The following is a 25107-nucleotide window of genomic DNA, read 5'->3' on the forward strand; positions in this document are numbered from 1 at the left end:
GAGTCACCCATGAGCACCTCCTCATCCCTCACCCCAGCATCGACCACCGGGCTCGACGCGTTGCCGGTCGCGATCATCGGCGCGGGGCCAATCGGCCTCGCCGCCGCCGCGCAGCTGCTGGAGCGAGGGCAGGAGGTGGTCGTGTTCGAGGCGGGAGACCAGGCTGGAGCCTCTGTCGCAGCGTGGGGACACACGCGCTTGTTCTCACCGTGGGAGTACCTCGTCGACGAAGCCGCCGCGCGCCTCCTGGATGAGGCCGACTGGAACGCACCACCCGCCAAAACCCTCCCCACCGGGCAGCAGCTCGTCGACGACTATCTCCTGCCGCTCGCCACAGCCCCCGCCCTCGCGGACGGCATCCGCTACGGGCACCGGGTGCTCGCCGTCACGCGCCGCGGCATGGACCGCACCCGCACACGCGGACGCGAACGCGCCCCCTTCGTGCTCCGCACCGAATCCGCCGCCGGAGTGACCGAAACGCTCGCTCGTGCCGTGATCGACGCGTCCGGCACGTACGAGACGAGCAACGCCATCGGCTCCAGCGGCCTCGAGCCCATTGGCGCAGACCAGGTGCGCGAGCACCTCAGCCACGCCCTGCCCGACGTGCTCGGACGCGACCGTGCCCAGTTCGCCGGGAAACGAGTCCTCGTCGTCGGTGCCGGCCACTCCGCCGCGAACACCCTGCTGAAGCTCGCCTCTCTCGCCAAGCGGGAACCTGCCACACAGATCTTCTGGGCCATTCGGGGCGTGCAGCCCGCCCGCGTGTACGGGTCCGCCAATGACGAGCTCGCCGCGCGAGGCGAACTCGGCGGGGCCACCCGAGCGCTCGTGACCTCCGGGCAGGTCCAGCTCCTCGACCAGTTCGAGATCGATGCTCTCGCCCCCGCGGAGGATGGCGGCGTACGAGTTACCGGGCTTCGCGCGGGAGTCGCCGCATCCGTGGACGTCGACGTGATCGTGAATGCGACCGGGTTCCGCCCCAACCTCGACCTGCTGCGCGAACTCCGACTTGACCTCGACACCGTCGTGGAAGCACCCCGAGCGCTCGCACCGCTGATCGACCCGAACGCGCACTCTTGCGGCACCGTCTACCCACACGGCGTGGACGAGCTCACGCACCCAGAACCCGGCTTCTACATAGCCGGCATGAAGAGCTACGGCCGCGCCCCCACTTTCCTGCTCCTCACCGGGTACGAGCAAGTGCGATCCATCGCGGACGAGCTCGCCGGACACCACGAGCAAGCGCGCCTCGTCACCCTCGTCCTCCCGGAAACCGGCGTGTGCTCGACCGGCACGCCTGAGGAGAGCGACGGCGTGAGCTGCGGGGTACCCGAGCCAATCAACGCTGGCCGGCAGGCAGCAGCAGTGTCAGCGTCTGGCTGCTGCGCCTAACCGGAAACCGTGTGCGACGTGCAGCAGGCGCAGGATCCGCGGACTTGGTCCTCGCGAGCGGAAGTAATACTCACCGAATATTGCTCGGTACCAGTACCAGCAGCGACCTCCTGTTCGAGTTCGACGCGGGCGGTGAGTTCCAGTGGGAGCCCGCCTACAGCATCGCGCCCACGAACTCCGCGCCGATCCTGCGCCAGCACGAGGGCGAGCGTGAGTTTGAGATTGCAAAGTGGGGGTTTCGGCCGTCCTGGGCGAAGGCCGGCGGCCCGCCCCGCATCAACGCTCGACTGGAGACCGTGGCGACCAACGGCCTGTTTCGTGGCGCGTTCGCGGGGAGCCGCTGCATCGTGCCGATGAGCGGCTACTACGAGTGGGAAGAAGTGGAAGACGGCAAGCAGCCGTACTTCATCTCCTCCCGCGCAACCGTGCTGGCCGCAGCAGGGCTGCAAGCCGCGTACAAGGACGAGAACGACGAGTGGCGCTCAACGTTCACGATCATCACCCGCGAAGCCAAGGACGCCTCTGGGGAGATCCACGACCGTATGCCCGTGTTCCTCGAACCGGAGATGTTCGACCGGTGGATCAGCGCCGAGAAGATCGAGCACAAGGACGCGATGCTGCACGAGCTCGACGAGACGTCGGCGGCCGTGGCCGCGACGATCACCACGCGTCCGGTTTCTCGAGCCGTGAACAACGTCCGGAAGCTCGACCGCACCGATGCCAGCCTCATCGAACCCATCACGCTCTAGCGGTTGCCGGGCGACGTCGTGAGCGAGGCGGTGCGGGTTTACACAACCGGGGAGCGCTGCGTGCGCTGCAAGCTCACCAAGAAGGCCATGGCCGCCAAAGGGGTCGAGTTCGTCGAGGTGGACGTCACCCTGGACGAGAACGCGGCAGCACGCAGCTACATCATGGACGAGCTCGGGTACTCGGAAGCGCCGGTCGTGGTCGTCGACGACGAGGACCACTGGTCAGGGTTCCGGCCCGACCAGATCAACCGCCTCGCAAAACGGGTGTCCGCTCACGTCCCGTGAACCATCGAATGCGGCATGACGGTCACGTGCACCGCGGCGAGGCTGACGGTATGAGACAAGCACGTCGACGAACACATCGTTCAAGTGTGTGGTTGACCATGCACACCGTGGAACTAGCGCAGTGAGTGCAGGGGGGTCCCATCAACTGCGTAGTAGTTCGCCGGGGCGAGCTGCGAAAGAGGTATCCAGCCGGAGCTGGTTGGTTCTGTGAGTTGCGCAGCGGTTGCGCGGAGCTGCACAGCGAGTTCTGGTTGCTCGTCCACTCTGAGGATCAGCGCATAGATGGTTGCAAGGATGTGGACGCAGGTTCGAGTCCGCGCTCGACACGTACATGTTGCAGACAGGGTCTCGAGCGGTTCGGCTACGGGGACGCTGAGGGCGTTGAGGTCATCGGCGAGCGAGTCGGGCAGATCGCCGATGACTGCACCTGCGTGTGCTTCTCTTGCTCGGAGAAAGAGCGGTGCGGCGGCGGTGTTCTGTGATTTGTTCCAGGCCGGAACGGTGAGGTGCACGTGTGCTGCGGACGCTCCGTCGGTAACCGTTCCGGTGATGGTCTGTGCCTCGATGAGGATGGTGACGTGCTGATTGCGGGCGAGGGTGCGTGCTTTCGGCAGGTGGGGGTTGGGTGCCCGGCCAGAGCGTTCGATGGTGCGTAGCCAGGCTCTTCCCCAGTGGGTGGCGCCAAATTCTGTTGGTTGCATTAGGACACCTCGGCCGTGTTCAGATCAAGGATGTTTCGCAGTTCGCGGTCGGGAAGCGCGGCGAGGGCGGTTGTAGGGTCGCCGGTGATCGTGTCGGCGATTCCTTGTTTCTCGTGGTGCATTCTGTCGATGTGGTCTTCGATGGTGCCCTCGGTGATGAGGGTGTGCACAGTGAGGGTCTGTGTCTGACCTATTCGGTGCGCTCGCGCTGTCGCTTGTTCCTCCACGGCGGGGTTCCACCATCGATCGAAGTGCAGGACGTGTGATGCTCGGGTCAGGTTCAAGCCGAACCCCGCAGCGCGGAGGCTGAGGACCAGGATTGGTGGAGAGTCATCGTCTTCCTGGAAAGCGCGGACAAGTTCGTCGCGACGTGCTGCGGAGAGTCCGCCATGCAGGAAGGGAATCCTGGTTTTCTGGATCGCCTGTTCGAGGCCGGTCGAGAGGAGATCGCCCATCGCTCGATACTGAGTGAAGACGAGGGCGCGTTCTCCGTCGTCGACGATCTCCGCGAGCATCTCCATCGCACGGTCGTACTTTCCGGACCGTCCTGGTTCTGCCGTCGATGCTCCCTGGTATTGAGCAGGGTGGTTACAGATTTGTTTGAGGGCTGTGATGAGCGCGAGCACTCGGCCGCTGCGCCCTATTCCTGAGCCGAGGCCGTCGTTCGTGAACGCTTGGTCGACGGTTCTGCGATAGAGCGCTATTTGCTCATTGGTGAGTGTGCAGACGACGGTGCTGTCCAGTCGCGGGGGGAGCTCAGTGGCGACTTGGGCTTTGGTGCGACGAAGCATGTGCGGTTGTACGAGCTTGCTCAGTGTTGTCGCTGCGGTCGTTGATCGGCGTTGTTGGATGGGAGCTACGAAGCGCTGCCGGAATCGTGCGCGCGGTCCCAGCAGGGCGGGATTGGTCACTGAGAAGATGGACCATAGTTCGTCTAGGTTGTTCTCCACGGGCGTGCCGGTCATGGCAATCCTGCACGTGGACTTGAGCTGCAGGGCGGCTCGTGTGACTTCAGCCGTTGGGTTTTTGAGTTGCTGCGCTTCGTCGAAGATGACCACGTCCCACTCCGTGCTGTTCACGGCAGGGTCAGAGCGCAGGAGCGGATAGCTCGTGATCACGACGGTTCCGGGTGCGAATGACGCCGGTAGGTGTCGGTCGGTGCCGTGGTATCTCAGGACGGGAGTGGTGGGCGAGAACCGCTGAATTTCGCGCCGCCAGTTGCCGATGAGGGATGTGGGGCACACAACAAGGTGCGGTGTGGCGGATCGACGGGTGGCCAGGACACTGATCGATTGGAGCGTCTTTCCCAACCCCATCTCGTCCGCCAGTATCGCCCCCGCGCCGAGCTGCGCCCGATCACGCAACCATGCAACCCCGTAGTTTTGATAGGGGCGGAGGTCGGCTTGAATGACTCCGCTGCGAAGCAGTCGGGACGATGAGACTGCAAGTCGAAAGGCATGCAGCAGGACGGCGGGCGCCATGATCGAGGTTTCGTCGGCATCGAGGATTGCGTGGCCCGCCGGAGGGATTTGCTCAACGAGCCGCCCCCATCCGGCAGAGGGCTCTTCATGCAGGGTGATACGACTCGCTTCCTTCCAAGCGAGTACCGACTGCTCGAAGTGCCTGTACGAGTCGATGTCATCCAGGGTGCGCGCGGCTTCGGCCACGTCGGTGAGGACCACGGCGACGTCTTTAGCGACGACTGAGGCCCCATCCGGGATAGCGAGGCGGATGCTCGCGGCCCGGCCGACGAGGTTCGTGGCCTCGACGAGCGCTGACGCGACGTCGCTTGGGCCCCACCACGCGATCGCATTCTCTGACGGAACGAACGTGGCCTGTAGCGGAATTGGGGCTGCGGTGGGCAGGGGGATCATCTCATCTCGGCTTGGTGAACGGTAGCGATGCTGGTGCGGGCGGCTGCGTTACTTGACTGCGACGGTCTGCTTCTGTGCAGTCTGCGCCAATGCCCTCGGGGTTCGTGTCACGAACAAGCTGACGACCGACACGCACACAGCCAATACGGCCGCCGCGACGAATGCTGGGGCCATAGCGTTTGTGAGCTGCAAGGCTTCGGAGTCTCCCGATACGGCTGGGGCGTTGGCTGCGCGGGTAGCTGTCTGGAAGACAGCGACGAGGACCGCGAGAACGATCGGGCCGCCGAGCTGCTGCATCGTGTTGTACGTGCTGGATGCCGCGCCGTAGTTCGTGGAACCAACATCTGCGCCGGCCATCTCAGTCGCCGGAATGAGCGTGCAGGCCATCCCGACACCGACCAGCACCAACGGCCCGAAGATCGACACCCAGTACGTGCTGTCCGGGGTCAACCCCGTCAGCAACAGGTAGCCGACAACCAATAGGACGCTGCCGAGCACCATCGTCCATCGTTCGCCGATACGGCGCATGAGCGTACCCACGAAGAACGATGCCGCGACAAGCGCGAAACCGGTCGCAAGGAATGACACCCCTGTTATGAGCGGTGAGAACCCGAGCGGTCCCTGCACGAAGATCGTCAGGAAGAATGACATTCCGATCATGGTTCCGGTGACGAGGACCGCAGACAAGTACGCTGCGACGCGATTGCGGCTTCCGAACAGGCTCAGCGGCATGATTGGCTGTGCTGCGCGGCGTTCGATGAGAACGAAAGCGGCAAAGAGGATTGCCCCGACTGTCAGGGGAATCCAGGCGACGGGCGAAGCCAAACCGGACTCACCAATCTGCGACAAACCGTAGACGAGGAAACCAACGCCCAGTGCAGAGGTGACCGCTCCTGGAATGTCGAACTTGCCGCGCTTGGTGTCCTGTTCCTGGAGGTAGATCAGGGCAAGAATGAAGACCACGATCCCCACTGGAACGTTCACGAACATCACCCACCGCCATGACAGTCCCGTTGCGAGGACGCCACCCAGGAGTAGGCCGACGACCGCGCCGGAGCTCGACGCCGAGGCTGAGATGGTGATTGCCTTCGTCCGTTCGGCACCAGCGGCGAACAGTCCGAAGATCAGGGCCAAGCAGTTCGGCATGGCTAACGCGGCGCCGACGCCTTGGAGGGCTCGGCAGGTGAGGAACCACCAGTCGCTTGTGGCAAATCCTCCGGCGAGTGAGGCGACGGTGAATACGGCGACTCCGACGAGGAACATTCGGCGGCGACCGAATGTGTCGCCAAAGCGGCCTCCGAGAAGCATCAAGCCACCCAGAGCTAGGCCGTAGGCGTTCACCACCCAGGCAAGCCCGCCGTCGGTGAAGTTCAGTTCTTGTCCGATCGAGGGCAGCGCCACCGTGACGATCATCAGGTCGATGGTGAGCATGAGCTGCATCACCACAATGATCGCGAGTGCTGTCCCCTTGCGATCCGTTCTTCCGGAAATTGCGGCGCGGTCGGAATCTGTGCTCTGCATTTGGGGAACCTCCGTGTCGTAAGACTCCGCGGCCGGTTCGTGGCTCGCTGAAGCACCGTGACTGTATCGACTCGACTGGCTCCAGTGCACATGAAATCGAGACTTGACTTATCGCAGAAAACCCATCGGGCCATTCTCAAAAAAGTGGTTCTGATCGGGGTTTTATTCATGTGAAACTAGTTGGAAGTTCTGTTACCTTCTCCGGTGTAGGTCGGGTGCCCTCTCGCGTACGAAGCGAGCGCCCGCTTCGAAAGGACGAACATGCGAGCACTTGTTACAGGAGCGACCGGCACCGTTGGACGGCTCGTCGTGCCTCATCTCCTAGAAGCCGGAGTGGCTGTGCGTGCGCTCACGCGGCGGCCGGAAACGGCGAATCTGCCCACGGGTGTCGAGGTAATTGCCGGTGACCTGGTGAACCCTGACAGCCTGGCCCCCGCTTTCGATGCCGTCGACGTCGTCTTTCTCATTGCGGCGGACGATCAAACCGAGGCGGTGACTGAGATAGCCAGAGAGGCCGGCGTATCTCGGATCGTGACCCTCTCGTCCGCCAGCGCTGGCTTCCAGGACAATCCCGGAGGTAATTACCACCGGGATTTCGAGCTCGCCGTGGAACGTTCACAGCTCGACTGGACGCACATCCGGCCCGGGATGTTCGCAACGAACCTTCTCGACTGGGCCGAGGTGATCAAGACAAGCCGAACGGTTCGAGCGCCGTTCGACAACGCTCGGCAGGCTCCTGTCCATGAGGAAGACGTCGCCGCGGTCGTCGCCGCCGCCATCACGTCGAACGCCCACATCGGTGCCGTCTATACGCTTTCTGGTCCCGATTCGCTGACGAAATCAGAACAAATCGCAGCGATCAGCGCTGCGATTGGTGAGCCCGTTCAGTACGAGGAAATCACGCCCGAGCAGTGGAGAACGGAGAACCCGCACCTGCCGAGCTACGTCGGTGACTGGCTTCTCGGATACTGGCAGAACGCCCTCGCCGCGCCGGAACCCGTGCTGCCGGACGTCCCCAACGTGCTCGGGCGGCCCGCAACTCCGCTCCTCGCCTGGGCTCGGGACCACAAGGAAGAGTTTCTCTGAGGCAAGCCCGTCGAAAACGTCTAGACAATGATCGATTCCGGAGAGTCTCGAACAGTCCGCACACTGGTGACATCGCGACGAGGAGCGTGAGCTGGTAGCGCGACCGACCACCTGGCACTGCTGTGCGTCAGTCGAGGCTCTTGATCACTGTCGCTGGCGCCCCTCCGACGACCGTGCGCGGGGCTACGTCGTGCGTGACGACTGCTCCTGCCGCGACCACAGCATCGTCGCCGATCGTGACGCCTTGCATGATGAGTGCTGAGGCTCCGATCCAGACGTTTTTGCCGATCCGGATCGGCGCGGAGGTGACCTCCGTGCGCCGACGAGCGGGATCGACGGGATGCCCCGAGGTGAGCAGGCTCACGCTGGGGCCGAGCATCACGTCGTCGCCGATCTCGATCCCGCCGATGTCGTTGAGCCGGCATCCCTGATTAATGAACACGTTCTTGCCGATCCGAATGTTCACACCGTGGTCGGTGTAGACGGGTGGGATGAGGTTGAAGGAGTCATTGACCGGCTGCCCAATGAGGTCGCTCCACGTCGCTCGGACCTCGTCCTGCTGTTCGTACGGCAGCGCGTTGAGTTGCTCTGTCAGTCGAATCGCTCGTTGAACCCGCGCAGCAAATCCCATGAATCTCTCCTCTTTTCACAACACTCTGTGGACTCATGAGAGCCAACCAGTGCAGGCTTGCTGGATCAAACAACCGTTGAACGTCGTGTCGCACAACTGCTGGTTGTCTTTAGGGTTGAGGAATGGATCTTGAGGCAGTGCGCACCTTCGTCGCGGTCGCAGACGCCGAGCAGTTCCAGGCAGCGGCTGACGATCTAGGGCTCACTCAGCAAGCAGTGTCGAAGCGGGTCGCGAAGCTTGAACGCGACCTCGGCGTCAGCCTGCTCGATCGCACGGCCCGGCGAGCGCGACTCAGCGTTGATGGACAGGTCTTTCTCCCGCACGCGCGCAACCTCCTCAAGGCGGCATCGCGTGCGGAGGAATCGGTGCAGACCATGAAGCGCGCGTTCCGCGTCGACGTCTTGAACACCAGGACAGCCCCTGCGACGCATCTGCGGGAGTTTCACCGCTTGCAGCCCGAGGGTGAACTCGATGTCGTCACACTGCCCGACGCGGACACCGCTGCCGCGATCGCTGCGGTCCTCGACGGCACGATCGACGCAACGTTCCGAGCCCTCACGGATTCCACGGTCTGCGTTCCCCCATCGATTCGAGCTGAGCGGGTGATCGAGGATCGCCACGAGCTGCTCGTGGGGCCGCGACACCCGCTGGCCAACTCCGTCACCGTCACGCTCGCGGATGTCCGGGCGTACCGAATCTGGATGCCCGGTATGCGCGCAAACACCGAGTGGGGAAACTATTACGCAGAGCTCAGCCACGACTTTGGCCTGCGGATCGACACCGTGGGGCCGAGCTTCGGCGTCGACTCGCTGCTTGATGAACTTGCCGAGTCGGCGAGCCTCTCAACGCTCGTTGGTGAAGGGTCGCGGTACCTCTGGCCCGAGTCATACGACCTGCGGCGCATGCCAATCGTCGATCCCACGCCGGTCTACCCACATTCGATCCTGTGGCGAGCCGACAACCCGCATCCAGTTCTCGCAGCCTTCCTCGAGCACATGCGCGGCCGGCGCCGGCCACCAACGTCAGACACGACCTGGGCACCGTCATGGAGGCACCGGACGGGAACTGGGTTGCCGCGAACCACGTCATGACCAGCAACGCTCTGCCTCCGCGCGCATCCGGAGTCGAGCGTTGCCAGAGACCCTTGGGAAGCCGATAGGGCGCAGCGCGGAGGCTAGGTTCTCCTGCTGCAGGCGCGCTCGGCTTCGCGTGCACACGTGCACAAGTGCACACGTGCACTGGCAGGGAGGTCGGCGTCGGATCACGGGGCGCACGCCACAGTGGATCGTGCAGTATGGGCCGGTTGATGTTGTCGTCAGCTGACGACTTTCTTGGGGTTGAGTGCTGCGATCACGAGGGCGAGTCCGGTGAGGCCGGCTGCGGTCCACACTGGGCCTAGCGTGCCGGCTCCGCCCGCGAGGGCTGCTCCGCCGAGGATTGGTCCCGTGGCGGCTCCGATGTTGAGTGCTGCGGTGGCGTAGGAGCCGCCCATGGTTGGTGCGTTCGCTGCTGCGTAGAGCACTCGAGCGATGAGGGTGCTGCCGACGCCGAAGGAGAGAACTCCTTGGGTAAAGACGAGGATGAGCAGCGCGGTGGGGTGCGATGCGAGCAGTGCCAGCGCGATCCATCCGAGAAGCAGTAGCGGGCCGCCGAACGCGATGACGGCTCCTGGTCGGTGATCGGAGAGTCGACCGGCGAGTGAGACGCCGATGAAGGACCCGACCCCGAAAAGTACGAGCACCACTGAGATCCAGGTTTCGTTGAGGCCTGCGGTGTCGGTCACGACGGGGGCGAGGAAGGTGAATGCGGCGAAGGTGCCGCCGTTGATGAGGGCTCCGAGTGTCATCGTGAGCAGGAGTCGAGGTGTGCGCAGTTGGCTGAGTTCGGCTCGCAGTCGTGGAGGTGTTGCCTGTTGTTCTGGCTGCTTCCGTATCCCGCGGAGGATGCCGATGGCGGCGGGGATGCAGAGCAGCGCGACGGTCCAGAACGTTGTGCGCCAACCGAGCGCGGTACCGAGAAGGGCTCCCGCGGGAACGCCGGCGACGGTTGCGATTGTGGTTCCTGACAACAGGATGGCGAGTGCGCGTCCTTTCCGGTCCGCAGGGACAAGCGTGGTTGCTGTGGCGAGTGCCACTGCGAGGAAGCCAGCGTTCGCGAGGGCGCTGAGGACACGAGTTGCGAGAAGGAGGGCGAAGTCGGGGGTGGCCGCGCCGACGATGTGGCAGGCGGTGAACACGATGAGGCAGACGAGCAGGACCGCCCGTGGGGGCCAGCGGCGCGCGAACGCGGCCATCAGGGGTGCGCCGATGACCATTCCGCTGGCGAACGCGGAGGTCAGGAGGCCTGCGACGCCGATGGTGACGTCGAGGTCAGTGGCGATAGCGGGCAGGAGTCCCGCGAGCATGAATTCTGAGGTGCCCATGACGAAGACCGCCAGGGCAAGCATGTAGAGGGCGAGAGGCATCGAGTGCTCCGTGGTGAGTGATCAGCAGAAGAATCTTCTGGTCACCATGGCCAGCGCGCCGGAGCTTGCCGAGCAGGCCCGCTCAGAAGCGCGGGCTGGTGTGCTCAGTGATGTGCGGGGCTGGCGGTGTGACCGACAACCCCTGACCTGTCTGACTCGGGACTCGACATGCCCCGAATGCTACACGCGGGACGCCTGCGCGTAGCCAGCAAGAAGGGGCTCCGCTGCGCGCATCGAGCAGCAACGTCACACGCAGGAGGGAGCCGTGTCCACACCTCGGGCCGGCTCGCCGAAGCTGGCCACAACTCGGACCGGAGTCGCGCGCCGCGCTCAGAGTCGCGTGATCGGAACCGTCATCCCATGGAGTGCTGGAGGGTGGGTCCCCTGCTCGACCTCCGGGGGCAGCTCCGCCTCGACCGGCTCGGCGGTTTGGAGTCGTCGGTAGAGCGTTGCGCGTGAGATGCCGAGATTGCGGGCAACTTCGGCCACTGGCACGTCGGCGGCGACCAGGTGGGCTGCGTTGCGTAGTTGGCTGTCGGTGATCTTCCGTGGCCGGCCTCCGAGATTGGCTCCAGCTGCTCGTCGCTTGCTGACCGAGTCCAAGACGCGTTCGCGTTTGATCTCCAGTTCCATCTGCGCGAGGGCGGCCATGACGGTAAACACCATCGATCCCATGGGGGTTGAGGTGTCGACGTCTCCCCCACCGAGATTCAGCACCCGAAGTGCGACACCCTCTGCGCGCAGCTCTTCGGCCAGTGTCAGCATGTTGCCGGTCGAGCGGCCCAGCCGGTCGAGGGTCGTGACGACGAACGTGTCACCGTCCTCCAGTGCACGCAGGGCCTTATCGAGGGCGGGGCGTGATGCGTGGGCGCCTGAGGCTCCTCGATCGATGTAGAGGTCGTCCGTGCGAACGCCGCCCCCTCGAAGGTCGACCTCTTGCCGGTCGGTGTCTTGGTGTCGGGTCGAGACGCGGGCATAGCCGATGAGTTTGGGCACAGTTCTCCTGTCGCGAAACCAACGGTGAAGACCCGACTCTAGTGGCGTGGCTGTGACACATAGTTATGAGAATCGTGTGTCGCGGATTTCCGGGACCCACTCCCCTGGTTCGTTGTCTCAGTCGCGGCGTCTCAAAACCCTAGGGTTGTGAGAACTCCCATCTGCGGCCGCGGCGTCCCCCGAACTTGGGAACCACGACTGTGGTCATGTAGAGCTCGCGTTGCAGTTCGATCGCGAGGGTCAGGCCTTGCTGGCACCACGTGTCCAGTGCGTCGAGGTTGGTGCACTCTGTGAAGGGGTTGCCCAGCTCTTCCCAGCGGGCCGCCCAATGGCGGAGACGATCAGCCATGTTCGGTGTGATGTTGAAGTGTTCGGGGTCGGCACCTCCACCGTCTGAAAAAAGGAAGCAGCCGGTGCCCCACTCCGGTGAGAGGCGCAAGCAACGAAGCTTGCCAGCCCTGCGCAGCGCGGCGTGCTTGATGGCGTCGGCGTCAGAGATGCCGTCGGGGGCGATGAGCTCGACTTGGGTCACTGGGTCCAGGAGGCGGTGTGACATATCCCCACTCAACACCACGCGGCGCCGTGCTCGGTCGGTCGATTCGCGCCCCGCGCCTGATTGGGTGCTCCCCCGGCCTCCTGGCCCTCGTGAGACATTGCAAGAGGTTTCGGTGCGCGCGGACATCTCATGAGCGATCGCTCTTGAGTCCGACGTAGCGTCGTAGCGTGCACTGAGCTCATGAACTTCACCGCACTCACTCGCGCTCGCTCTGATGTCCCCGGGTTGTCCTATGCTCAGGCTTTGAAGGGGTCGGGGTGCCGCTGGCGTGGTGTCGCCGCGATCATTACCGGGTTGGGGATTTTTGCGTTCCTCGTCTTCGTTGCGAGTGCTCCCGTCGCGATTGCGCTCGACATGCTGCTGGGGCAGGCGCCGTTCGATCCCGATGATCCCAGCATCACTATTGGGCTGTGGGCTGGGGGAAATCTCCTGATCGCTGCGATGATCCCCGTAGCCGGTCTGCTGCAGTGGGCGTTCTATGGTGTTCGTCCCGGTGCGCTGTCTTCACTGCTCGGGCGCTTCCGTTGGGGATGGTGTGCAAAGATGGCGGCTTTCTTTCTGCCGTTCTGGCTCCTCGTCTCCGTGGTCGTGAACTTCGCAGCACCTGCTGGTGCCCCAGTCTTGTCTGGGGCGAACCTGATGCTTGTCGGAATTGCTCTGGTGACGATTCCCCTGCAGTCGGCAGGCGAGGAGTATCTCTTCCGCGGTTTGTTCTTTCGGGCTGTCGGGTCGTTTTTTGCTCGGCGCTGGGTGGCGATTGTGTCGGCGCTCGTGCTGACGTCTGTGGGGTTTGCTGTGTTCCACGCTCCGAGCAGTGGGTGGGCGCTGGGGTATTACGTCGTCGTGGGAGTGTGTTTCGCTGTCTTGACGCAGCTCACGGGTGGACTCGAAGCCAGTTCGTTGGCTCATGCCACGGGCAACACCATGCTCACGCTGCCTATTGTTCTCAGCGGCAACCTGGACAATCTGACGGTCGTCTCCGGGCCTCTTCTGATGGTCCCCATGATCGCAATGGTGCTAGCGACCGTTGTCCTCGGGTGGTGGGGTCGACGACGTGAGATGACGGGTCGCGCGGATCCAGCGGCAACCAGTTAGGTGACCTGCGCTCTCCCTGGCCACGTGCCCACAGGCGCAACCCTCCGCGGAGGCTCAGTCGCGCTACTTGACTCCGCCCCTACGTCATAGTTTGTACTTGGTTGCATGCGTCATTCCCGCGGCAAGCATCAACTCGGACTCGACTGGAGCCCTCGACTTCGACGACCGGGCGAGCAGTGAGGAGCAACGAATTAAGTTCTCTCGCCGGAGTCACCACCCGAACCCTGCGCCATTACCACCAGATCGGGGTCCTTGATGAGCCACCGCGAAGTGCGAACGGATACCGGCAGTACGACGTCCACGACCTCATCCGTGTGCTGCGAATCCGCCAACTCGCTGCCCTCGGGGTCTCACTGGACCGGATGCCGAGCTTGCTCGAAGACGCGACTGCGGACGCTCCAGAGATGCTCGAGCAGCTTGACACCGAACTCACTACAGAGATCGAGCGGCTCTGTTCGCGGCGCACCCTCGTCGCCCAGCTTCGCGCGCAGCCCATGTCTCCGGATCTCCCCCTCGAGCTCGCCCCCTTGCTCGCTGCGGTGATGGGCCAGTCGTCCTCCAACATTGAACGGATGGACCGGGATCAGACTGTGCTCCTGGCGCACCTCGCCGACCGCGACGGGATGGCGAGCTTGACCGCACTCTACGAACGACTGAGCCATCCGGAGTTACTCCCCTCACTCATCGAGAGCACCAGCGCGTTCTCCCGACTTGGAGAGCACACTACGGACGATGAACTCGATACCCTCGTGACCCACTTCGTCGACACCTTCGCAACGGTCATCGAGGCGCATAGCGACATCTCGGCCAGCCTCGACAGTCGAGGCGCCACAGGGCTCTTCGACGAATACACGGCAACAACGCTCAATGCGACACAACGGCGCGCGCTCGTGGCCACCGTCGAGCGTCTCGAAGCGCGCGAGCCTAGGGGCGCCAACTGATCGGCCTGTCGAAGAGCGCCATAGGTAGCACGTACGCCTCCTGCTCCTACTGGACCGGCTCTGGTTCAGGTCGCGTCAGTTCACCGCAGTTCCGCTCGACATCACGACTGTCGTCGTCGTGCGACTTGCGGTCGCGAGCCCAACCATCTGGAACTTTCTCGACAAGCGTCGAACCAGGGGGAGTTTAACGAGCGACCACAGACCGAATTTCACACTCACGTGACGTTATCGACCGGACTCCGATCCTGCCCGGAACAGCGGCGACGCGCGAGACACTCCCACTGCCCTGGAAGGAACATCATGCGCAGATTCTCACGATTCGTGCCCCGCGGCCGACGTTCGCCGAGGAGCGCCACCGGCACCTCAACCGATGGGATGTGTGTCCCGAGAGAGCACAGCGCCGCATCGCCCGACTCGCCTCCCCGCCCACCGGTCCCCCATGTCGACGCCCCTGGGCACGACGAAGTCATGGTCGGTGGCGCCGCCGTCCAGTCTTACGCGCCAGACGACGGAGAGGGGCGAGGTCGTCGACCGACAAGCGTCGGAGTGATGTGGACGGACCAATTCGGTCGGATCGCGACCCGCGCGGTGCAGGGGCTCGTGGTCGTCACTGCGGCCGCGTTGCTCATCTGGGGTGGCCGCGAGATCGCGATCGTCATCATCCCGGTCCTGCTCGCGCTGATCGTCTCGTCGGCGACGTGGCCGCTCATCAAGGTCCTCACCTCGAACGGGTGGCCGCGGGCTCTGGCCACTGTCCTCCTCCTGCTGGCGCTGATCGTGTTCCTCGGAGGAGCCCTCGCGCTCGTCGTGCTCTTCGTCAGCAACCAGTGGGAAGAGCTTTCCGATCAAGCCGTGCAGGGCTTCAACCAGTTGGTCGACTGGGCGAATCGCACGTTCCCACTCACGATCGACCAAGACCAGATCAACGACTGGATCGCGCAAGCGCAGGACTTCATCTTCTCGAATCAGTTTGGATCGGTTGCGGCCAGCGGTCTCACGACCGGCATCTCGTCTGTGGCAGCATTCGCGACCAGTACCGTCCTCTTCGTCGTCATACTGTTCTTCTTCATGAAGGACGGGCCCGTTATCTGGGGCTTCCTGACCAAGGCTGTGACCGGAGCAAAGCGGCGACGCGTGCATCTCATGGGGTCTCGGGCCGTGCACGTCATGGGTGGCTATGTGCGAGGGACGGTCATCGTCGCGTTCGTTGACGCAGTGTTCATCGGCGTCGGACTGCTCATCATCGGCGTGCCGCTCGCGTTCCCACTTGCGGTCCTCGTCTTCATCCTGGCGTTCATCCCGATCGTGGGTGCAACCCTGGCTGGCGTGATCGCCGCGCTCGTCACCCTCGTCACCAACGGACTCGTCCCCGCAGTTGTTGTCGTCGGCATCGTCGTACTCGTCAATCAGCTCGAGGGGAACTTCCTGCAACCCATCGTGCTCGGCAGGTCGCTAAGGCTGCACGAACTCGTCGTGCTCATTGCCCTCGCAGTCGGGACCGTGCTGGGCAACATCGTTGGCACGCTACTCGCTGTGCCGATCACCGCCGTCGGCTGGGCGCTCATCCGCGCCTGGCATGAACCGCTCGAGAAACTGCAGGACGAGGCGTTGCTGGAAGACGCCGTCCTACAGCGCCTCCCGTGGCTACAAGCGGGCGAACCGAGACAATCCGACGACACAACGGTCGAGAACTTGTAAGTCCGTGGGGTCGACAGGTGAGAAATTCGTCCCCCTGGACTGCCCAACGAGCGATGGGTGAACGTCGTGCAGGCTGTGTATCACGGCTCCAGTGTTCTGAATCCGCCACCCATGAGTTTCGCGAAGCGGGGTGACGGCAACGTTTTCTCGATCATGATGCTGTGATGGTGAGCAGTGAACCGAAGGAGCACATTCTGCGCCTGGCTTCCGGCTCGTTGCGACAGGGGCGTCGCGTGCAGTGGTGCTGGCGGAATCGTAATTACTGGGGTCGAAAACGGACTTCGTCTCACGGTGGTACCCGATGGCGGCGAGCTTCGAAACAACGCCGTTCAGGTGTTGGAGAACGTGTACGCAACTGGTGCTCGAGCCTCGCCGGTTCCGGATAGCGTCATGTCTCATAACCCTCCTGTCGCGAAATGTATGGGTTTCGCGACTGGAACCCGCCGTGTGTCCTGCAGAGACGCTATGGACGCCCAAGGGACTGGAAGTTCCAGCCGCCTCTTCTCCATTGAGTGGGGTCGAGCACGTTTCTTCCGTCGATGATGTTCTTGTTGGCAACGAGCGGCGCGAGCTCTTCGGGGCGCATGTCTCGGTACTGGTTCCATTCGGTGAGCAGCAGCACGATGTCGGCGTGTTCAACGGCTTTGGCGAGGGAATCGACGAAGCTCAACTGCGGGTGCTTCTGCTGCGCGTTGTGGATGGCGTGGGGGTCGGTTGCCGTGACGGTGGCGCCAAGACCGTGGAGCTGCACGGCGATGTCGAGTGCTGGAGAGTCGCGAATGTCGTCTGATTCAGGCTTGAAGGCAAGGCCGAGTATCGCCACTCGCTTCTGGAAGGCTCGGCCGCCGAGCGCTTCGATGGTCATCTCGACGAGATGCTGGCGGCGGCGCAGGTTGATGGTGTCGATCTCCTTCAAGAAGTTCAACGACTCCCCCCGCCCGAGTTCTTCGGCGCGGGCGACGAAGGCGCGGATGTCCTTCGGGAGGCAGCCGCCACCGAATCCGATGCCGGCGTTCAGGAAGCGGCGGCCGATGCGGGTGTCGTATCCGATGGCGTCGGCGAGCTCGGTGATGTTGGCACCGGTGACTTCGGTGATTTCCGAGATCGCGTTGATGAACGAGATCTTCGTGGCGAGGAAGGCGTTCGCGGAGATCTTGACGAGCTCGGCGGTGGCGTAGTCGGTGACGACGAGCGGGGTGTGCTCGCTGAGCGCTTTGGCGTAGACCTTCCGAAGAGTCTGCGCGCTCCAGTCGCCAGCCGTGGGCTCCGGTGCGACGCCGAACACCAACCGGTCCGGTGAGATCGTGTCCTGGACCGCGAATCCCTCGCGGAGGAACTCCGGGTTCCACGCCAGTTCAGCCCCAGGGGCTGCCGCACGGATTTTCGCGGCAAGTCGTGCCGCGGTTCCGACGGGGACGGTGGATTTGCCCACGACGAGATCGCCCGGCTTCAGGAAAGGGATGAGGGCGTCGATTGCGGCGTTGACGTAGGTCATGTCGGCGCTGTGCGAACCCTGCTTCTGGGGTGTGCCGACTGCGATGAAATGCACGGTGGTATCGGCAACGGCGCTCATGTTGGTGGTGAATTCGAGTCGCCCGGACGCGGTTGCGCTTTTCAGGATCTCAGGCAGTCCCGGTTCATAGAACGGTGCCTGCCCGGAGGACAGGGTATCGATCTTGGCTTGGTCGATATCGACCCCGACGACCTCGTGGCCGAGTTCGGCCATGCACGGCGCGTGGACGGCACCGAGGTAGCCGAGACCGATGACGGACAGCTTCATCGTTGTCCTTCCGAGGCTGAGGTCTCCCACCCTGCACGGGTGAGCGATGTGAGGGCTCGAGCGGAGAGTTCATCAGCCATGGCCGCGTCACGCACCCAGCTCGCGGCGAGTGCCGTCAGGAACAGGTCCCGGGCCCGGACTTCGCGGCGTGCGCTTCCTTCGGCCTGAGCAGCCTGAAGGAACTCATCTGTGGTGGTGATGAACCCCTGGCACGTGACGGCGAGCGGGGAGGAGGTCGTTGTTGTGGCTGCCCTCAGCGGTTCCGGGAGGCCATCGAACGCCCCAGCCCAGTCGGCAAGTGCGTCTAGCCAGCGTTCGAGTGCGTCGGCCGCGTTCGGGGCCTCCGCTCGGATGGTGTCCATCTGGGCGACCAGGGCGTCGTCGCGCGCACTCAGCAGCGCGGCGAGCAGAGCCTCGCGGGTCGGGAAGTGCCGGTACAGCGTTCCCGACCCGACACCGGCTTGCTTGGCGATGGCATCCAGTGAACCGGACACACCATGTTCGGAGAAGAACTGCTCCGCGGTGTCGAGGATGTGATCCCGGTTCCTGCGAGCGTCGGCCCGTGGTCCTCGGGCCCTTGTTTGAGCCGGTTCAGTCGTCATAAGCACCTCGTGTTGACAAAACGGAGAGTGTCCCCGTATCTTCTCTCTAAGTGGAGAGCTTCTCCATATGGAGACTATCCCCATTTCTGGCCATGCGCTACTCGCCGACGAACCGGCGAGGTGCAGGCCCCGTCGTGTCGTCCGAAAGGTCCCGTCTTGTCTCAGTTCCCAGCCCGCCAGCTGCTCCTGGCCTTGCAGATCGCCAATGGGTACGGAGCCCAGCCCGGGGCGTGGCGGATGCCCGGTGTCGACCCGTCGAGCTACACGGACATGGACGTGTTCGTCCGCTACGCGCAGGCCGCGGAACGCGGCAAGGTGCAGCTGATCTTCCTAGCGGACACTCCGGTCTTGGATGTGGACCTCGAGCGTGAGGCGCCGCATCACGCGATCGACCCACTGGTCGTGCTGACCTCGATGGCCCGTGGCACGGAGCGCATCGGCCTGGTCGCGACGAGCTCCACGACCCTCAACGAGCCGTTCACGATTGCCCGCCAGTTCAAAGCCCTCGACGTCGCGAGTCATGGACGTGCTGGCTGGAACGCCGTACCCACCTCGCACCCCGCCGCGGCGGCCAATTACGGCATCACCTTGCCGAGCCGTGAGGAGAAGTACGAGCGTGCCCACGAGGTGGTGCAGGTCGTGCAGGCACTGTGGGGAAGTTGGGGGAAGGATGCGTGGCTGCGGGACGTGGAGAACAAGCGCTTCGCGGACATGTCGCAGATCCAGCCGGTGAACCTGCAGGGGCGGCACGTCGCGTCAGCCGGCCCCCTGCCTATCCCACCGTCTGAGCAGGGGCAGCCCGTGATCTTCCAGGCCGGGGGTGGAGGGAACGGCCTCGAGATCGCCGGCCGGTATGCGACGGGCGTCTACGCGAACCCCTTCACGATCGAGGAAGGCCGCGCGCACCGCACCGCGCTTCGTGCCGCAGCGGAGCGAGCCGGGCGGAACCCTGACGAGGTGAAGCTGTTCGCGGGCTTTATGCCCAGCGTCGCCTCGTCACGGCGTGCTGCCCTCGACCGGCGCCTCACCCTGGACGAATCGGTGGACATCGATCAGCGCGTCCGCTACCTGGGCGCCATGCTCGGGCTGGAGCTCACCCCGGCACAACTCGATGTGCCCCTCACGCAGCAGCAGATCGCCGTCGCGCGGGCGAACCCCGGTGATCCCCGCGCACCCCACGCTCTCGAGGTGGCTCGCGAGGGGTGGAGCGTGCGCGACGTCCTCGCCCATGGCGTCATCGACTACCACCCCGTGGTTCCTGGTACCGCGGCTGATATCGCGGACCACATGCAGGAGTGGTTCGAGGCTGGCGCGTGCGATGGATTCTCCGTGGCCATCGACGTCTACGCCGACGGCATCGACGCGTTCGTCGACGAGGTCATCCCCGAGCTGCAGCACCGAGGCCTGTTCCACGAGGACTACGCCGGCGCCACTCTCCGCGATCACCTCGGCGCACCCCCGCAGTACGGCCAAGACCCCCGACTTTCCTGACCCCCAACACTTCTACGTACATCCGGAGACACCACATGACCACCGAGCAGTCCGCGACCGCCGGAACCCACCCACCCAAGAACGCCCAGCGCAGCGAACGGCTGCCACCGGGCAGCGCCCTCGTCATCGGCGTGCTGATGGCATCGACCTTCCTGGTCCTGCTCAACGAGATGCTCCTCGGCGTCGCGCTCCCCACCCTCATCGCCGACCTCGGCATCACCCCATCCGTCGGGCAGTGGCTGACCACGGGCTACCTGCTCACCCTCGCCGTCCTGATCCCCGCGACCGGGTTCGTCATGCGCCGCTTCCACATGCGCACGATCTTCCTCACCTCCCTCACCCTGTTCATCATCGGCACGGCCATCGCTGCAGCCGCTCCCGGATTCGGGATCCTCCTCACCGGACGCATCATCCAGGCCATCGGCACCGCCGTCTTCGTTCCCCTGCTGATGACGACCGCCATGCGCCTCGTCCCCGAGTCCCGACGCGGCGCGATCATGGCCCTGGTCACCGCCGTGCCTGCCATCGCCCCGGCGCTCGGACCCGCCATCTCCGGGCTCGTGCTCTCCTTCCTCCCGTGGAGGTGGCTGTTCATCCTCATCCTGCCCATCGCCGTCACCGCGCTGATCGTGGGTGCCCTCAAGCTCAAGAACATCACCACCCCAGAACACGCCACACTCGACCTCTGGTCGCTCCTGCTGTCTGCGGTCGGCTTCGGCGCCCTCGTCTTCGGGCTCTCCTCCATCGGCGAGTCGGCGTCCGGACACGCCCTCATCTCACCCGTCATCCCCATCGCGATCGGCGTGCTCGGCGTGGCCGCGTTCGTCCTGCGCCAGCTCGCCTTGCGTCGCCGCGACCGTGATCCGTTCCTCGACATGCGAATCTTCCGCACCAAGTCGTTCGTGATCCCGATCATCGTCATGCTCTTCGTCGCGCTCAACGGATTCGGAATACTGCTGGTCCTGCCGCTCATCCTCACCGGCGCACTGGGACTCGGGACACTCGCCATCGGCCTCTTCCTCGTCCCTGGCGGTGTGATGATCTCCGCCGTGTCGGCGATCGGCGGACGCATCTACGATCGCGTCGGCCCACGCCCCCTCGTCATCCCTGGCGGCATCATCTGGACCGCCAGCATCTGGTTCCTCAGCACGCTGAACGAAACCACGAGCGTCTGGATCTACCTCGCTGCGTACCTGGTCATGACCGGGGCGCAGGCCATGATGTGGGCTCCGATGACCACGTACGCACTCTCCTCGCTCCGCGCAGAGCTGTACCCGTACGGCAGTGCCGCGTTCACCACGGCCCAGCAGCTCGCAGGCGCCGCCGGCGGTGCTGTGCTCGTCTCGGCCTACACAATCGGCGCCAACGCCGCGAACGCTGGCGTACTGAGCGTGGCGCAGACCGTCGACGCCGGACAGGCGGCGTTCACGACCGCAGGCATCCTGGCGTTCGGTGCCGTCATTGGCACGCTCCTCATCGGCAAGCGACGCGCTATCGCCGACACCACGGCCTGAGCTCACCCGGCTCCTACCGCTCCCACACCACCCACTCTTTCGGAATAGGACTCTCATGAAGATCGGCATCATCGGGGCTGGCGCTATCGGCGCGACGCTCGCACAACGTCTCAGCGCCGCGGGCCACGACGTCGCCATCGCCAACTCGCGACACCCCGACACCATCGACCGGGAGGCGCTCAGCACCGGCGCTCGCGCGGTCCACGCATCCGAGGTCACCTCGGGCGCCGATGTCGTCATCGTCTCGGTCAACATGAGCAACGTGCCGGACGTCGCCACCCTCGTGCGCGCAGCCCCCGAGGCGGCCGTCATCATCGACACGTCGAACTACTACCCACTCCGCGACGGCCACATCCCCGCACTCGACGACGGCCAGGTCGAAAGCCTCTGGGTCGCCGAGCACTACGGCCGACCGGCCGTGAAGGCGTGGAACATGATCACCGCTCAGTCCTTCACCGAACGTGCCACGGCGCCCGGAACGGCGGGCCGCGTCGCTATCGCGGTCGCGGGTGACGACGCCACCTCGAAGGAAGTCGCAATGACACTCGTGGACCAAACCGGCTTCGACCCCTTCGACGCTGGCTCGCTTCCCGAGTCATGGCGGCAGCAGCCGGGCACCCCGGCTTACTGCACCGACCACACCACCGCCGAGCTGCCTGGCGTCCTCAACAAAGCCGATGCGACACGATCCGGTCGACGCCGGGACCTCGCCATCGCAGCGGTCATCGAACGCTCAGAAGCCGAAGGTCCGGTGAGCGCCGACTACCTCGTGCGCTTGAACCGCGCCATCTACTAACCACTCTCCCGCTCCCCGCCTGCCAGATGCCGGCGGATCCACCTCGCACCACCCATAGTTCACTGGTTCAAAGGAGACACCTCATGCGTGCAGCACTCATCCGCGAGATCGGACAGCCCTTCCAGGTCGAAGACATCACGATCGCCGCCCCGACCGGCCGCGAAGTCCTCGTCGACGTCCGCGCCTCCGGGCTCTGCCACAGCGACATCACCGTGGCCCGCAACGGCATGGGCATCGGACTCCCCGCCGTCCTCGGGCACGAGATCGCCGGCGTCGTCGCCGCCGTGGGACCCGACGTGGCACACATCAAGGTCGGCGACCACGTCGTCGCCGCCGCTTTGCAGCCCTGCGGACACTGCCAGGCGTGCCTGCGGGGCAACCTCAACGCCTGCTCAAACCCCGGGTCCCTCGATCGAGCCCCCGACGCGGAACCGCGCCTCGAGAGCGGCACCGCCCCGGTCGTGCAGATGCAGGGGCTCGGCGGCTTCGCGGAGCAGGCCCTGATCCACGAGAACCAGCTGGTCGCGATCAACCCTCACATGCCGTTCGAGCAGGCCTCCATCATCGGATGCGCGGTCGCGACCGGTGCCGGATCAATCTTCAACGCTGCGAAGGTCACCCCCGGCCAGTCCGTCGCCATCATCGGATGCGGCGGTGTCGGCCTCAACGCCATCCAAGCCGCAGCGCTCGCTGGCGCCACCACGATCATCGCCGTTGATATCCAGGCTGACAAGCTCGAGCTTGCAGAGACCTTCGGGGCGACCGCGACCGTCAACTCGGGTACTGAAGACGCCGCAGCACGCGTCCTCGAACTCACCTCAGGCGCCGGAGTCGACCACGCCTTCGTCATGATCGGCGTGCCCGCTGTTGCCGAAACCGCGATGGCATCCCTGGGCTTCGGCGGAACGACCTACCTCGTCGGCGGAATGCGCCCCGGCGCCACCCTCGACGTGCACCCATCCCCCGCCGACAGCTCCCTGCTCTCCAAGCAGCAGGGCGTGCGCGGCATCTGGCTCGGATCGTCGAACTTCTACGCCGACATTCCGATGTACGTCGACCTGTACCTGCAGGGCAAGCTCAACCTCGACGACCTCATCTCGCAGCGCATCGACCTCGACGACATCAACGAGGCCTACGAGGCCCTCGAACGCGGAGGAATCGCACGCAGCGTCATCACTTTCCCAGCCTCATCCTGACACCGTCGCTATCGGCACCAGCAACCGCATTGCAGAAGCCACGCCGCCGCTGAGTCAGGATCGGCGGCGGCGCGGCTCGTTCCTCGATTCCGATCTCACCGGTACACCTCAGAAAGCATCGGCTTTTCGAGACACGGTGGCTGCTTTTGATGACGAGACCGCCTCCCAGAGCCACTCGCGTCTATGGGATCGGCACCGGGGCCGATTCTGGCAGGAGGCATGTCTCAAAACCTCTTTGTCTCGAAACCCATAGGTTTCGCGAAACGGGGTGCTGTCGGGTTCTCGGTCATGATGTTGTGATGGTGGGCAGCGAACCGAAGAAGCGCATTCTGCGCCTGGCCTCCAGCCCGCCGCGGCAGGGAGATGCGGGCTCGCCGGCATGGCCCCACGACGTCGACTTCGTGCTGAGCGAAGACCGGGTGTGGACTATCGGGCTCAGCGAGGGCGTGGGCCACGGCTCTGCCGGTCGCGTCATCAGCGTCGACGAAGCGCTGCAGACGCGCTCACTGGCGCACGTCGTGAAGGCCGACGGCAGCTGGCTGGTTCCGCACCTGCGGCGACTGCATGCTGGCGGGCGAGTCACCGAAGAGGAGCTCGTCGAGGACTACCTCAGTCGGCACGGCCGCCTTCCGCGAGTAATTGCCTAGTCGGAGCATCACGGCGACGGCCTCGTAGACTCCCACCGACCGAGAACGCTGTGCGAAGGAGGCGCTTGTGCTGCCTGACCGAGATTTTCGTGGTCCCGCGCTGACCTGGATCGAGAATGGGTGCGGGTCTTGCCGTGCCCGGTGGGAGCGTCGCGACGCGCGTGAGCCACGCGAACTCGGCTCGGTTCCCCTCCAGATGTCGGAGTACTTCCGCTGCGCCGTTTGCGGCGCCTACTGGGAATCAGGAGTTTCGAATCCACACGAGATCACCGCCGAGCAGGCCCGCCTGCGAGTCCCGGATCTCGCGGATCGGGAACGAGCCGCGGGGCTCAGGTAACCGCGCGCAACCCGGCAGGTCGATGATTGGCAACTTCGTGAGACGGACCGGGAGCCGTGAGTGTTCCACCTCGCGGCGGGCACCAACAGTCGAGTTTCCTCGGCGAGCGCATGAGCTGAGCCCGTATGATCACGCCTCGTGAAGAGCGTGAACGTTTCGATGATCGTCGATTCCAGCTCGTGGTGGGACAAAGGGATCGAGGTGCCCAACATCGATCACGAACCTGCCGGACACGCGACCTGGCTTCGGGACCATCCATCGGTCTTCGACACCGACCACGACGAGACGCTCCTGTTCGTGGAGACCGGATGCGGGGTCTCCCGGTGCGGAACGGCCGACGACTTCAGGCAGGACGTCCTGTTCGAGAACGTGCCCATGGGGTACACCAGCCTGACGCTGCTCGAGAAGCGCGCGGTCGTCATGGGTGGTCGCGTTGCGCGTCTGTGGCCTGGTGAACGTCGACCGGAGGGATACGTCGCGGGCACGGTGGATGCGGCGGGGCGGCCTCTCGGGGCGGGTCACGATTCGATCCTCTGGCACAGCATTCACCGCGCGCTGCGATGGTCGGCGATCGTCCCGGATCGCCCGTTCACCGTCGGGGCAGTGCGCAGCTCACAGGCCTGGCACTGATCGCCGTCGGCTCAACTCGACCGCATCCGCATCCGACCGGCGGACACTCGGCTTGGTGCGCCCGTTCGGCTCGTCAGCTAGTTAGCCGACGACCCACGGAGCCGTGAGGCCCGCACGGAGGGCAC

Annotated in this window: 23 protein-coding genes and 1 pseudogene; 15 read left to right on the top strand and 9 right to left on the bottom strand. The window is 64.6% G+C overall.

The window, feature by feature from the left end; all coding sequences use genetic code 11:
• Positions 1-9: 9 nt before the first annotated feature.
• From C5B97_RS17450 to C5B97_RS17460, 3 genes are all read left to right on the top strand, one after another.
• The gene (locus tag C5B97_RS17450) at positions 10-1392 is read left to right on the top strand and encodes an FAD-dependent oxidoreductase (protein WP_104313419.1); all 1383 of its coding nucleotides are present in this window, start codon (positions 10-12) and stop codon (positions 1390-1392) included.
• An 80-nt stretch (positions 1393-1472) separates the two neighbouring features.
• A complete protein-coding gene (locus C5B97_RS17455) occupies positions 1473-2141 on the top strand; it encodes an SOS response-associated peptidase (RefSeq protein WP_258068348.1) in 669 nt (222 codons plus the stop codon).
• Positions 2142-2171: 30 nt separating this feature from the next.
• Entirely contained in the window at positions 2172-2426 is a 255-nt protein-coding gene (locus C5B97_RS17460) for a glutaredoxin domain-containing protein (RefSeq protein ID WP_219819835.1), read from the top strand.
• 113 nt (positions 2427-2539) lie between these two features.
• Here the strand turns inward: C5B97_RS17460 and C5B97_RS17805 are convergent, their stop codons facing one another.
• The 3 genes from C5B97_RS17805 to C5B97_RS17470 all read right to left on the bottom strand — a co-directional run bounded on the left by C5B97_RS17805 (position 2540) and on the right by C5B97_RS17470 (position 6522).
• A complete protein-coding gene (locus tag C5B97_RS17805) occupies positions 2540-3127 on the bottom strand; it encodes a hypothetical protein (protein ID WP_146080861.1) in 588 nt (195 codons plus the stop codon).
• A complete protein-coding gene (locus tag C5B97_RS17465; protein WP_219819833.1) occupies positions 3127-4809 on the bottom strand; it encodes a DEAD/DEAH box helicase in 1683 nt (560 codons plus the stop codon). Before C5B97_RS17465 ends, C5B97_RS17805 begins: the two co-directional genes overlap by 1 nt.
• 240 nt (positions 4810-5049) lie before the next feature.
• Positions 5050-6522: an MFS transporter gene (locus tag C5B97_RS17470; RefSeq protein WP_104313424.1), complete on the bottom strand. Its 1473-nt coding sequence runs from the start codon at positions 6520-6522 to the stop codon at positions 5050-5052.
• Positions 6523-6783: 261 nt separating this feature from the next.
• On the opposite strand from C5B97_RS17470, the gene C5B97_RS17475 reads away from it, so the two are divergent.
• The gene (locus tag C5B97_RS17475; RefSeq protein ID WP_104313426.1) at positions 6784-7608 is read left to right on the top strand and encodes an NAD(P)H-binding protein; all 825 of its coding nucleotides are present in this window, start codon (positions 6784-6786) and stop codon (positions 7606-7608) included.
• A gap of 127 nt (positions 7609-7735) precedes the next feature.
• Here C5B97_RS17475 and C5B97_RS18340 read toward each other — a convergent pair whose 3' ends face one another.
• Positions 7736-8239 carry a DapH/DapD/GlmU-related protein gene (locus C5B97_RS18340; protein WP_104313428.1) on the bottom strand — a complete coding sequence of 168 codons (504 nt, stop codon included), beginning with the start codon at positions 8237-8239 and terminating at the stop codon, positions 7736-7738.
• Positions 8240-8361: 122 nt separating this feature from the next.
• Between C5B97_RS18340 and C5B97_RS17485 the strand changes: the two genes are divergently transcribed.
• Entirely contained in the window at positions 8362-9330 is a 969-nt protein-coding gene (locus C5B97_RS17485; RefSeq protein ID WP_104313430.1) for a LysR family transcriptional regulator, read from the top strand.
• 224 nt (positions 9331-9554) lie between these two features.
• Here the strand turns inward: C5B97_RS17485 and C5B97_RS17490 are convergent, their stop codons facing one another.
• From C5B97_RS17490 to C5B97_RS17500, 3 genes are all read right to left on the bottom strand, one after another.
• Positions 9555-10703, bottom strand: coding sequence for a Cmx/CmrA family chloramphenicol efflux MFS transporter (locus C5B97_RS17490; RefSeq protein WP_104313432.1), 1149 nt, complete (start codon positions 10701-10703; stop codon positions 9555-9557).
• 330 nt (positions 10704-11033) lie between these two features.
• Entirely contained in the window at positions 11034-11699 is a 666-nt protein-coding gene (locus C5B97_RS17495) for a recombinase family protein (RefSeq protein WP_104313434.1), read from the bottom strand.
• 139 nt (positions 11700-11838) lie between these two features.
• Positions 11839-12231 (bottom strand): hypothetical protein, encoded by a 393-nt coding sequence (locus C5B97_RS17500; RefSeq protein WP_146080862.1) that lies wholly within the window; start codon positions 12229-12231, stop codon positions 11839-11841.
• A 204-nt stretch (positions 12232-12435) separates the two neighbouring features.
• On the opposite strand from C5B97_RS17500, the gene C5B97_RS17505 reads away from it, so the two are divergent.
• From C5B97_RS17505 to C5B97_RS17515, 4 genes and pseudogenes are all read left to right on the top strand, one after another.
• The gene (locus tag C5B97_RS17505) at positions 12436-13350 is read left to right on the top strand and encodes a CPBP family intramembrane glutamic endopeptidase (RefSeq protein ID WP_104313438.1); all 915 of its coding nucleotides are present in this window, start codon (positions 12436-12438) and stop codon (positions 13348-13350) included.
• 176 nt (positions 13351-13526) lie between these two features.
• Positions 13527-13700, top strand: a pseudogene (locus C5B97_RS18390) (MerR family transcriptional regulator); the annotation flags it as partial.
• Positions 13701-13721: 21 nt separating this feature from the next.
• Positions 13722-14291: a hypothetical protein gene (locus tag C5B97_RS17510; protein ID WP_258068349.1), complete on the top strand. Its 570-nt coding sequence runs from the start codon at positions 13722-13724 to the stop codon at positions 14289-14291.
• 549 nt (positions 14292-14840) lie between these two features.
• Positions 14841-15989 carry an AI-2E family transporter gene (locus C5B97_RS17515; RefSeq protein ID WP_181027067.1) on the top strand — a complete coding sequence of 383 codons (1149 nt, stop codon included), beginning with the start codon at positions 14841-14843 and terminating at the stop codon, positions 15987-15989.
• Positions 15990-16452: 463 nt separating this feature from the next.
• On the opposite strand, the gene C5B97_RS17520 is transcribed toward C5B97_RS17515, so the two are convergent.
• Both C5B97_RS17520 and C5B97_RS17525 read right to left on the bottom strand, forming a co-directional pair.
• Positions 16453-17769 carry a UDP-glucose/GDP-mannose dehydrogenase family protein gene (locus C5B97_RS17520; protein ID WP_104313444.1) on the bottom strand — a complete coding sequence of 439 codons (1317 nt, stop codon included), beginning with the start codon at positions 17767-17769 and terminating at the stop codon, positions 16453-16455.
• Complete coding sequence (locus C5B97_RS17525; protein WP_104313446.1) at positions 17766-18371, bottom strand: TetR/AcrR family transcriptional regulator; 606 nt, start codon at positions 18369-18371, stop codon at positions 17766-17768. Before C5B97_RS17525 ends, C5B97_RS17520 begins: the two co-directional genes overlap by 4 nt.
• A gap of 156 nt (positions 18372-18527) precedes the next feature.
• Between C5B97_RS17525 and C5B97_RS17530 the strand changes: the two genes are divergently transcribed.
• The 6 genes from C5B97_RS17530 to C5B97_RS17555 all read left to right on the top strand — a co-directional run bounded on the left by C5B97_RS17530 (position 18528) and on the right by C5B97_RS17555 (position 24982).
• Entirely contained in the window at positions 18528-19862 is a 1335-nt protein-coding gene (locus C5B97_RS17530) for an NtaA/DmoA family FMN-dependent monooxygenase (RefSeq protein WP_104313448.1), read from the top strand.
• Positions 19863-19897: 35 nt separating this feature from the next.
• Positions 19898-21376, top strand: coding sequence for a DHA2 family efflux MFS transporter permease subunit (locus C5B97_RS17535; RefSeq protein ID WP_104313450.1), 1479 nt, complete (start codon positions 19898-19900; stop codon positions 21374-21376).
• 55 nt (positions 21377-21431) lie between these two features.
• Positions 21432-22172 (top strand): NADPH-dependent F420 reductase, encoded by a 741-nt coding sequence (locus C5B97_RS17540; RefSeq protein WP_104313452.1) that lies wholly within the window; start codon positions 21432-21434, stop codon positions 22170-22172.
• A gap of 83 nt (positions 22173-22255) precedes the next feature.
• The gene (locus tag C5B97_RS17545; RefSeq protein WP_104313453.1) at positions 22256-23368 is read left to right on the top strand and encodes a Zn-dependent alcohol dehydrogenase; all 1113 of its coding nucleotides are present in this window, start codon (positions 22256-22258) and stop codon (positions 23366-23368) included.
• A 299-nt stretch (positions 23369-23667) separates the two neighbouring features.
• Positions 23668-24015: a hypothetical protein gene (locus tag C5B97_RS17550; RefSeq protein WP_104313455.1), complete on the top strand. Its 348-nt coding sequence runs from the start codon at positions 23668-23670 to the stop codon at positions 24013-24015.
• Positions 24016-24490: 475 nt separating this feature from the next.
• A complete protein-coding gene (locus C5B97_RS17555) occupies positions 24491-24982 on the top strand; it encodes a hypothetical protein (protein ID WP_104313457.1) in 492 nt (163 codons plus the stop codon).
• The last annotated feature ends 125 nt before the right edge of the window (positions 24983-25107 follow it).

This window comes from Pseudoclavibacter sp. RFBB5 (assembly GCF_002931555.1).
Lineage (GTDB): Bacteria > Actinomycetota > Actinomycetes > Actinomycetales > Microbacteriaceae > Pseudoclavibacter.

What these genes read in the sequence shown, in the direction of transcription:
- C5B97_RS17450 (WP_104313419.1), top strand. Translation starts at nt 10, where the DNA reads ATGAGCACCTCCTCATCCCTCACCCCAGCATCGACCACCGGGCTCGAC.
- C5B97_RS17805 (WP_146080861.1), bottom strand. Translation starts at nt 3,127, where the DNA reads ATGCAACCAACAGAATTTGGCGCCACCCACTGGGGAAGAGCCTGGCTA.
- C5B97_RS17470 (WP_104313424.1), bottom strand. Translation starts at nt 6,522, where the DNA reads ATGCAGAGCACAGATTCCGACCGCGCCGCAATTTCCGGAAGAACGGAT.
- C5B97_RS17475 (WP_104313426.1), top strand. Translation starts at nt 6,784, where the DNA reads ATGCGAGCACTTGTTACAGGAGCGACCGGCACCGTTGGACGGCTCGTC.
- C5B97_RS18340 (WP_104313428.1), bottom strand. Translation starts at nt 8,239, where the DNA reads ATGGGATTTGCTGCGCGGGTTCAACGAGCGATTCGACTGACAGAGCAA.
- C5B97_RS17485 (WP_104313430.1), top strand. Translation starts at nt 8,362, where the DNA reads ATGGATCTTGAGGCAGTGCGCACCTTCGTCGCGGTCGCAGACGCCGAG.
- C5B97_RS17490 (WP_104313432.1), bottom strand. Translation starts at nt 10,703, where the DNA reads ATGCCTCTCGCCCTCTACATGCTTGCCCTGGCGGTCTTCGTCATGGGC.
- C5B97_RS17505 (WP_104313438.1), top strand. Translation starts at nt 12,436, where the DNA reads ATGAACTTCACCGCACTCACTCGCGCTCGCTCTGATGTCCCCGGGTTG.
- C5B97_RS17515 (WP_181027067.1), top strand. Translation starts at nt 14,841, where the DNA reads ATGTGGACGGACCAATTCGGTCGGATCGCGACCCGCGCGGTGCAGGGG.
- C5B97_RS17520 (WP_104313444.1), bottom strand. Translation starts at nt 17,769, where the DNA reads ATGAAGCTGTCCGTCATCGGTCTCGGCTACCTCGGTGCCGTCCACGCG.
- C5B97_RS17525 (WP_104313446.1), bottom strand. Translation starts at nt 18,371, where the DNA reads ATGACGACTGAACCGGCTCAAACAAGGGCCCGAGGACCACGGGCCGAC.
- C5B97_RS17535 (WP_104313450.1), top strand. Translation starts at nt 19,898, where the DNA reads ATGACCACCGAGCAGTCCGCGACCGCCGGAACCCACCCACCCAAGAAC.
- C5B97_RS17540 (WP_104313452.1), top strand. Translation starts at nt 21,432, where the DNA reads ATGAAGATCGGCATCATCGGGGCTGGCGCTATCGGCGCGACGCTCGCA.
- C5B97_RS17545 (WP_104313453.1), top strand. Translation starts at nt 22,256, where the DNA reads ATGCGTGCAGCACTCATCCGCGAGATCGGACAGCCCTTCCAGGTCGAA.
- C5B97_RS17550 (WP_104313455.1), top strand. Translation starts at nt 23,668, where the DNA reads ATGGTGGGCAGCGAACCGAAGAAGCGCATTCTGCGCCTGGCCTCCAGC.